Source organism: Thalassospira sp. UBA1131 (genome assembly GCF_002311515.1).
In the GTDB taxonomy this organism is placed as follows: Bacteria; Pseudomonadota; Alphaproteobacteria; order Rhodospirillales; family Thalassospiraceae; genus Thalassospira.
The window spans coordinates 14,300-22,618 of record NZ_DCAO01000127.1; the positions used below are offsets into that span (position 1 = coordinate 14,300).

An 8,319-nucleotide genomic window follows, 5' to 3' on the forward strand; every position below is an offset into this window, starting at 1 on the left:
GCTTCGACCTTGTGACCACGGGCAACAAGGGACTCAGCCAAGGCAATGAAAGCGCGCTGGCATGTTCCGAGCGGACGGGCTTCGCGATCCTTGGGATCAAAGCCGATGGAGTGATCAAGCATCAAGATTTTCATAAGTTTGGTTCTATCCGTTCGACGGCGTTTTATGAAGGGTTTTCTTATAGCTTACCCACCCTGCCTCCGCACAGACAGGTCTTGCGAAATTTGTGTGATTGCCCCACATTTCGCCCAAACAATTCCGATTTACCGGAGCCATAAATATCATGAGTGAGACTTTTTACGCCCTTTTGCCGCATCGCGCCGTGATCCGTGTCAGCGGCCCGGACCGGGTCAGCTTTCTGCAAGGGCTGGTATCAAACAATATCGAAACCATTTCGGCCGAGAAATCCGGCTATGGCGCGCTTTTGACACCGCAGGGCAAATTCCTGTTTGATTTCTTTGTCTATCATCAGGATGAAGACAGCCTGCTGATTGAATGCGAGCGCGGCGAGAATGGCGAGCGTGCGGCCGAACTGTTCAAGAAACTTCGCATGTACAAACTCCGCGCCAAGGCAGAACTGACAGATGTCACCGACAGCTACGACGTCATTGCCGTCTTTGGCAAGGATGCGCTTTCCGCCCTGTCGCTGGATGCGACACCCGGTGCGACCGCACATATGGCCGATGGTATCAAGGCGGTTGATCCGCGTCTTGCCGAAATGGGGGCACGTGTTCTTCTGCCGAAGAATGCGCTGACCGAAATGGCCGCAATTGGTGCCGAGGAAAGCGATATCGAAACCTACCACGAAATGCGCGTTTCGCTTGGTATTCCCAATGGTAGCGAGGAATTGGAAATCGAGAAATCCATCCTGCTTGAGAATGGCTTTGAAGAGCTTGGCGGTGTGGATTTCAAAAAGGGTTGCTATATGGGTCAGGAGCTTACCGCGCGGACCAAATATCGCGGTCTTGTGCGCAAACGTCTGTTGCCCGTCAAAATTGACGGCCCGGCACCGGATGCCGGCACGCCGATCATGAATGGCGACAAGGAAGCGGGGATCATTCGATCTGTCCATGGTGACCATGGACTGGCAATGATCCGGCTTGAGCGGGTTGAGGGTGATGCAGAGCTCAGCGCAGGCGAAGCAAAGATCACGGTTTCCGTTCCCGATTGGGTTCAGTTGCCAGAAAACGCAGCCTGACCTCGGCGCCCAAAAGTCAAATTTACGTTTAAGACGGGTCCTGCCTTGCGGGGCCCGTTTTCGTTAAAACCTGTTGCAACGCCGCAAAAGCCCCTATGTTAAAAGAAAAGCAAAATCGGGAACTGCGATGAAACTGTGGAATAGGGTCCTTTCTGTCCGGGGCTTGATGGCCGCGCTTTGCGCGCTTGCCATGGTGCCTGCTATGGCCGTGGCACAACAAGCTGCGCCGGGCCTGAGTGATGTGCCTGTTTCCGACATGTCGATTGCCGACGCCGAAAAGGAAATGGCCACAATCACCGAGGCCTATAACCGCAAGGGTCATCAGATCAAACAGATGGCGCTTGGTACGCTGCTTCGATTTTATCCGCAGAAGATCGTGCCGTGTGGCGCCATCGTCACAAATGTTCGCGACTGTCTGGATAATCACTGGCCTGATCTTAAAGACTATCCGGGGCACTTTCTTGGACCGAACGAGAAACCGGCACTGAGGCCGACAATCGAACAGGCCCGCATGACCGAGGAAAATTACCTCGATGCGGTTGAACGGCTCAACATGTTGCTGCGTGCCGTGCGCTATGAAAGTACGCTTGCCCCCGAAGAACGTTATCGTCCGCAGCTTGATGCCGTGATTACCCATCTGACTGAAATGCGCGAGGCGGAATATCACGACCGCCTTCTTTACGAGAAGCTTTTCAAGATTGGCGGCATCATCTTGCTGCTTCTTGGACTATCGGTTGGCGGAATGCTGGTGATGAAACACCATGCCCAGCGTAACGATCCATCATCACCATCGGGCAAAAAATAACGGCAACGGGATACCCGTTGCCGTCTTTGTCTTCATTCGCAAATCGAGTTCAATTGCTGCGATTACTTGCCAAGCACTGCCTGTGCAGCAGCAAGGCGCGCAATCGGCACGCGGTACGGGGAACATGACACGTAATCAAGTCCCTGTGCCTCGCAAAACGCGATGGATGCCGGGTCGCCACCATGTTCACCACAAATGCCGAGCTTGATGTCGCCACGGGTCGCACGTCCACGTTCGGCAGCAATGCTGACCAGTTCGCCAACCCCTTCCTGATCCAGCGATACGAACGGATCACCGGCAAAGATATCCTTGGAAATATAGGTATCAAGGAAGCGTGATGCGTCGTCACGTGACAGACCAAACGTGGTCTGGGTGAGGTCGTTGGTGCCAAAGCTGAAGAATTCGGCTTCTTCGGCGATTTCACCCGCCCGAAGTGCTGCACGTGGCAATTCGATCATGGTGCCAACCAGATATTTCAGCTTGGCGCCTTTTTCGTCTTCGACCTGGGCGGCAACCTTGATGATCGCGGCTTTGAGGATTTCGAGTTCCTTTTTGCCGACAATCAGCGGGATCATGATTTCCGGAATGACCGGATCGCCACCATCCTTGGAAACCTCGATCGCGGCTTCGAAAATGGCGCGGGCCTGCATTTCATAGATTTCCGGATAGCTGATGCCCAAACGGCACCCGCGATGGCCCAGCATCGGGTTGGCTTCGGCAAGATCAAGCAAGCGGCGCTTGACGATGGCCTCCGACACACCGGCAGCCTTGGCCACGTCGGCGATTTCAGCATCGCCATGCGGCAGGAATTCATGAAGCGGCGGATCCAGCAAACGAATGGTAACCGGCAGTCCCTTCATAATGCGGAACAGATCGATAAAGTCCTGACGCTGATAGGGTAGTAGCTTTGCCAGTGCAGCACGACGGCCCTTCTCGGTTTCGGCCAGGATCATTTCGCGCATCGAGACAATGCGTTCCGGATCAAAGAACATGTGTTCTGTACGGCAAAGACCGATGCCCTCTGCCCCGAAACCACGTGCGGTTTCGGCTTCTTCCGGGGTTTCAGCGTTGGTGCGGATTTTAAGACGCCGCAAGGCATCGGCCCATTCCATCAGTTGCGAGAAATCACCGGAGAGATCGGGTTTCAGGGTCGCCACTTCACCCAGCATGACTTCGCCGGTGGCGCCATCAAGGGTGATGACGTCCCCTTCTTTCAGGGTCACACCGCCAGACATCATGGTTTTGTTGGCATAATCAATCTTTACTGCACCTGCACCACAAACACATGGTGTCCCCATGCCACGCGCAACCACGGCTGCGTGGCTGGTCATGCCACCGCGTGATGTCAGAATGCCCTGGGCGGCGTGCATGCCGGCGATATCTTCGGGGCTGGTTTCGATACGCACCAGTACAACCTTGCGGCCTTTGCCCGCCCATTCTTCAGCAGCCTCGGCAGAAAAGACGATCTGTCCGGATGCCGCACCGGGCGACGCCGGAAGCCCCATGCCAACGACCTTGCGATCTGCTTCGGGATCAAGGGTCGGGTGCAGCAGCTGATCAAGCTGTGCGGGATCGACGCGTCTGATGGCGTCTTCCTGGGAAATTACGCCATCGCGGCACATTTCAACTGCGATCCGCAATGCGGCCTTTGCCGTGCGTTTGCCTGCACGTGTCTGGAGCATGTAAAGCTTGCCGGATTCAACGGTGAATTCCATGTCCTGCATATCGCGGTAATGGGATTCAAGCTTTTCGCGGATATCGCAGAGCTCCTTGAAGACGACCGGCATGGCTGCTTCCATCGAAATCAGGTCCGAACCGGATTCCTGTTTTTCAATTTCGGTCAGCGGGGCCGGTGTGCGAATACCGGCAACCACGTCTTCGCCCTGCGCATTGATCAGGTACTCGCCATAGAACCGGTCTTCGCCGGTCGACGGGTTGCGCGAGAAGCAAACGCCAGTAGCACAGTCATCACCCATATTGCCAAAGACCATCGCCTGCACGTTGACCGCCGTGCCCCAGCTGGCCGGGATGTTATGTAAACGGCGATAGGTATTGGCACGCGCGTTCATCCAGCTGCCAAACACCGCACCAATCGCGCCCCACAGCTGTTCGCGCGGATCTTGCGGGAAGGGTTCACCCAGTTCGGTTTTGACTTTTTTCTTGAACGCCTCGACGACTTCGGCCCAGTCGTCTGCACCCATATCGGTGTCAAGGCTGACACCCTTGTCTTCCTTGACAGTCTCGAGGATGTCTTCGAAGTGATAGTGATCAACGCCCAGCACGACGTCGCCATACATCTGAATGAAACGGCGGTAGCTGTCATAGGCAAATCGGCGGTCGCCCGACACATTTGCCAAACCTTCAACTGTCTCGTCATTGAGGCCGAGGTTAAGCACCGTGTCCATCATGCCCGGCATGGATGCGCGGGCGCCGGAACGGACAGAAACTAAAAGCGGGTCCTTGGCATCGCCGAACTTGCGACCAACAAGCTTTTCGACAGATGCCAGTGCGGTTTCGACCTCGGCATTCAGACCATCGGGATAGGCACGGTCATTGTCATAAAATGCCGTGCACACTTCGGTTGTAATGGTAAAGCCGGGCGGGACAGGAAGTCCGAGATTGCACATCTCGGCAAGGTTGGCCCCCTTGCCGCCCAGAAGTTCACGCATATCCGAACGGCCCTCGGCGCTACCGCCACCGAAACCGTAAACCCATTTGGTCATCTTGCCTTTTCCTCATCTGGTCGAGGCCCCGATGGGCCTCCCCGGATGGGGAAAGCCCCGCAACCTTGACCTGTTTTATGATTCGATTTTCGAGAAGTCGGCAATATCGTGCAACGCTGTGCGAATTTGTGCCAACAGCTTCAAGCGGTTGGCACGTTCGTCAGCATTGTCGCTATTGACCGTAACCTTTTCGAAGAATGCATCGACCGGTTCACGCAACCGCGCAAATTCGGTCATTGCCGCGGCATAATCCTCGTCACGCAGAAGTGGCAAGGCCTTGTGCCGGACATCAATGAGCGCCTCATACAGCTTGCGTTCTTCTTCCAGGCTCAGAAGATCGGCGGAAACGTCCGCTTTATAGGACGTATCGTCCTTTTTCTCTTCGATGCGCAGGATGTTTGACGCACGCTTGTATCCGGCCATCAGGTTGACGCCGCTTTCGCCAGAGACAAAATCGGAAAGCGCTTCAACACGGGCCAACAGGCGGACAAGATCGTCCTCGCCATCCAGTGCAAACACGGCCGACACCAGATCATGGCGCACACCCTGTTCACGCAGATGGACTTTGAGACGGTCTGCAAAGAAGGCCAGAAGGTCTTCAACCGCCTCGTCACGACGAATATTTGCCGGGTACTGGGAAACCGCGAATGCAAACAGACGCCGCAGCGGCAAACGCAATCCGTTTTCCAGAACCAGACGAATGACTCCCAGTGCCGCACGACGCAAGGCAAACGGGTCTTTTGAACCGGTCGGCTTTTCATCAATCGCAAAGAACCCGGCAAGGGTATCAAGTTTCTCAGCCAAGGCGAGTGCGACCGAAACCGGTGCGGTCGGGCACATGTCCGACGGGCCGGCCGGTGCATAATGCTCGGCAATGGCATTGGCGACTTCCGGGGCTTCGCCGTCATTTTCGGCGTAGTATTTCCCCATCAGTCCCTGCAGTTCGGTGAATTCAAACACCATCTGCGACACCAGATCGGCCTTGCCGATTTCTGCTGCTCGGTCTGCCAGTTTGACATCACAGCCCGGAATTTCCGCAGATACTTCACGCGCCAGACCGCGCAGGCGCAAGACGCGCTCCGCCAGCGAGCCAAGCTTGGCGTGGAAGACGATGTTATCAAGTTTCGGCAGACGCGATTGCAGCGTCACTTTCCGATCCTGATCCCAGAAGAACTTGGCATCATGCAGACGCGCACGCAAAACACGCTCGTTCCCGGCGATGATTTTTGCGTTGTTGTCTGCGGTGATCATGTTCGAAACCGTGATGAAGCGCGCGGCAAGCTTGCCCGCCTTGTCTTCGACCACGAAATATTTCTGATGTTCACGCATGGAGGTTTCAAGAACCTCGCGCGGGATATCCATGAACTGGTCATCAACCTTGCCCATGACCGGAACCGGCCATTCAACCAGACCACAGACTTCTTCCAGCAGACCATTGTCTTCCAGAAGTTCAAAGCCCTCGGAATCGGCAAGTTTCTTGGCACCCTCAAGGATGACCTGCTTGCGCTCTTCGCGGTCAAGCATGACCTTGGCCGCGCGCAGCTTTTCCTTGTACTCGGCCGCGTTCGATACGCTGAATTCAGCCGGGGCCAGGAAACGATGGCCGCGGGTGGTATCGCCTGCGGTGACCGGGCCGTAGGTGACCGGGATGACCTTGCCATCAAACAGGCAAAGAATGCGGTCGAGCTGACGTACCCAACGGATTTTCTGATCTGCCCAGCGCATGGATTTCGGCCAAGGCAGTTTGTTCATCGCATCTTCGATGATGTCCTTGATGACCTCGGACGCAGCACGGCCTTTCTGTTCGACAATAGCAAACAGGAAGACCCCCTTGGGCGTTTCGCGCTTTTCACACTGATCAAGGGTCACACCATTGCCGGCCAAAAAGCCATTGATGGCCTTTTCCGGGGCATCGGCACGTGGACCACGGCGTTCTTCGCGCAGGTCAGGCTGTTTTTCCGGCAGACCATCGACAATCAGGGTAAGGCGACGCGGGGTCACCAGTGCTTCGACCTTGTCAAACCCGAGGTCGGCGGCCTTCAGGCCATCGGTGACCAGTTTGGTCAGGTCTTCGGCTGCACGCGCCTGCATGCGGGCCGGGATTTCTTCGGAGAACAGTTCAAGAAGTAATTCGGCCATGACTTATGCCTCCTCGTTCAGATGGCCGCGCGACCGCAGCCACGCTTCGCAGCAGGATTTCGACATGTCACGAACACGGCCGATATAGGCCGCACGTTCGGTCACGGAAATCACACCGCGCGCATCAAGGAGGTTAAATAGATGGGATGCCTTCATGGCCTGCTCATAGGCCGGCAGGGCCAGACCGCGTTCGATATTCACCGCACATTCGGCCTGTGCATCCTTGAAGTGCTGGAACAGCATTTCAGTGTTTGCGACTTCAAAGTTATAGGTCGACTGTTCTTTTTCATTCTGAAGGAACACGTCGCCATAGGTCACGCCTGCGCCGTTGTAATCAAGGTCGTAGACGTTTTCGACACCCTGAATATACATCGCCAGACGTTCCAGACCATAGGTCAGCTCGACCGGGACCGGGTTACATTCAAAACCACCGACCTGCTGGAAATAGGTGAACTGGGTGACTTCCATACCATCAAGCCACACTTCCCAGCCAAGGCCCCATGCACCCAGCGTCGGACTTTCCCAGTCATCCTCGACAAAGCGGATGTCATGGGCCATCGGGTCAATGCCCAGATGCTTCAGCGAGCCAAGATACAGGTCCTGCGAATTGGCCGGTGACGGCTTCATCAGCACCTGGAACTGGTAATAGTGTTGCAGACGGTTCGGGTTCTCGCCGTAGCGACCATCGGTCGGGCGACGGGACGGCTGCACATAGGCTGCATTCCAGGTTTCCGGACCAAGCGCGCGCAAGGTTGTCGCGGTGTGGAAGGTACCGGCACCGACTTCCAAGTCATAAGGCTGCAGGATGACACATCCCTGATCGGCCCAATAGCTTTGCAGTCGAAGAATGATTTCCTGGAATGAAGGGGGACGTTGCGACCCGTCGAGCGCCATGGCGCGAACTCTCTATTACTGTTGTCTATGAATTTAAGGCGGCAAGCTACCGCCCTGCCCCCGCGCGGTCAAGAAGGCAAAAGCCCTGAGACGCGCTGAATTTGCAACCCTTGTATCCAGCCCTTCGCGATCATGCCGCATTGCAGCAACATTGATCATCGATTATCGGGAAAAATCCAAGACAAATTCACGCGGATTGCCCCAAAGTCGAATGCCGCACAGGCGCTTTGATCAGAACCTGGAATTTATCGCTGAAACGGCTTACGTGTCACAGCGATGCGCATTGCCTTCGGCATGGTAAACGCCGCAATGCGGGCATTTTTCCAGTTCATGGGCAATCGGCTTGGTTTGTTTTTTCTTTTCCTGGCCGGTTTGCTTGGGCTGTTCGTTGCTTGAAACCTGTTTGCCGCGATTAAACAGCTTGAAGCCTTGCCAGACGACAACGACGATCAGCGCGGTGAAGAGGATTTTCGAAAAACTCAGCATATCAGGTCCCAAAGCACGGATTTATCTGCGACATCTGTCGCAGGCATGTCGTTCTTATATTGAAGTTTGACCGA

General features: G+C 55.5%; 6 protein-coding genes. 2 read left to right on the top strand and 4 right to left on the bottom strand.

Annotated features, from left to right (window positions below; translation table 11 throughout):
* The first annotated feature begins 283 nt into the window (after positions 1 to 283).
* Both B3Z49_RS20995 and B3Z49_RS21000 read left to right on the top strand, forming a co-directional pair.
* Positions 284 to 1,198 carry a YgfZ/GcvT domain-containing protein gene (locus B3Z49_RS20995; protein WP_296994554.1) on the top strand — a complete coding sequence of 305 codons (915 nt, stop codon included), beginning with the start codon at positions 284 to 286 and terminating at the stop codon, positions 1,196 to 1,198.
* Between the two features lie 166 nt (positions 1,199 to 1,364).
* Positions 1,365 to 2,003 (top strand): hypothetical protein, encoded by a 639-nt coding sequence (locus tag B3Z49_RS21000; protein ID WP_296994557.1) that lies wholly within the window; start codon positions 1,365 to 1,367, stop codon positions 2,001 to 2,003.
* A gap of 62 nt (positions 2,004 to 2,065) precedes the next feature.
* Here B3Z49_RS21000 and ppdK read toward each other — a convergent pair whose 3' ends face one another.
* The 4 genes from ppdK to B3Z49_RS21020 all read right to left on the bottom strand — a co-directional run bounded on the left by ppdK (position 2,066) and on the right by B3Z49_RS21020 (position 8,245).
* Positions 2,066 to 4,726, bottom strand: a complete 2,661-nt coding sequence (ppdK, locus tag B3Z49_RS21005) for a pyruvate, phosphate dikinase (protein ID WP_296994559.1) — start codon at positions 4,724 to 4,726, stop codon at positions 2,066 to 2,068.
* Between the two features lie 75 nt (positions 4,727 to 4,801).
* The gene (gene glyS, locus B3Z49_RS21010) at positions 4,802 to 6,865 is read right to left on the bottom strand and encodes a glycine--tRNA ligase subunit beta (RefSeq protein WP_296994562.1); all 2,064 of its coding nucleotides are present in this window, start codon (positions 6,863 to 6,865) and stop codon (positions 4,802 to 4,804) included.
* A gap of 3 nt (positions 6,866 to 6,868) precedes the next feature.
* Positions 6,869 to 7,759 (bottom strand): glycine--tRNA ligase subunit alpha, encoded by an 891-nt coding sequence (locus B3Z49_RS21015; RefSeq protein WP_008891808.1) that lies wholly within the window; start codon positions 7,757 to 7,759, stop codon positions 6,869 to 6,871.
* 261 nt (positions 7,760 to 8,020) lie between these two features.
* On the bottom strand, positions 8,021 to 8,245 hold the full coding sequence (locus tag B3Z49_RS21020; RefSeq protein ID WP_296994564.1) for a hypothetical protein: 225 nt from the start codon (positions 8,243 to 8,245) through the stop codon (positions 8,021 to 8,023).
* Positions 8,246 to 8,319: the final 74 nt, after the last annotated feature.

What these genes read in the sequence shown, in the direction of transcription:
- B3Z49_RS20995 (WP_296994554.1), top strand. Translation starts at nt 284, where the DNA reads ATGAGTGAGACTTTTTACGCCCTTTTGCCGCATCGCGCCGTGATCCGT.
- B3Z49_RS21000 (WP_296994557.1), top strand. Translation starts at nt 1,365, where the DNA reads ATGGCCGCGCTTTGCGCGCTTGCCATGGTGCCTGCTATGGCCGTGGCA.
- ppdK (WP_296994559.1), bottom strand. Translation starts at nt 4,726, where the DNA reads ATGACCAAATGGGTTTACGGTTTCGGTGGCGGTAGCGCCGAGGGCCGT.
- glyS (WP_296994562.1), bottom strand. Translation starts at nt 6,865, where the DNA reads ATGGCCGAATTACTTCTTGAACTGTTCTCCGAAGAAATCCCGGCCCGC.
- B3Z49_RS21015 (WP_008891808.1), bottom strand. Translation starts at nt 7,759, where the DNA reads ATGGCGCTCGACGGGTCGCAACGTCCCCCTTCATTCCAGGAAATCATT.
- B3Z49_RS21020 (WP_296994564.1), bottom strand. Translation starts at nt 8,245, where the DNA reads ATGCTGAGTTTTTCGAAAATCCTCTTCACCGCGCTGATCGTCGTTGTC.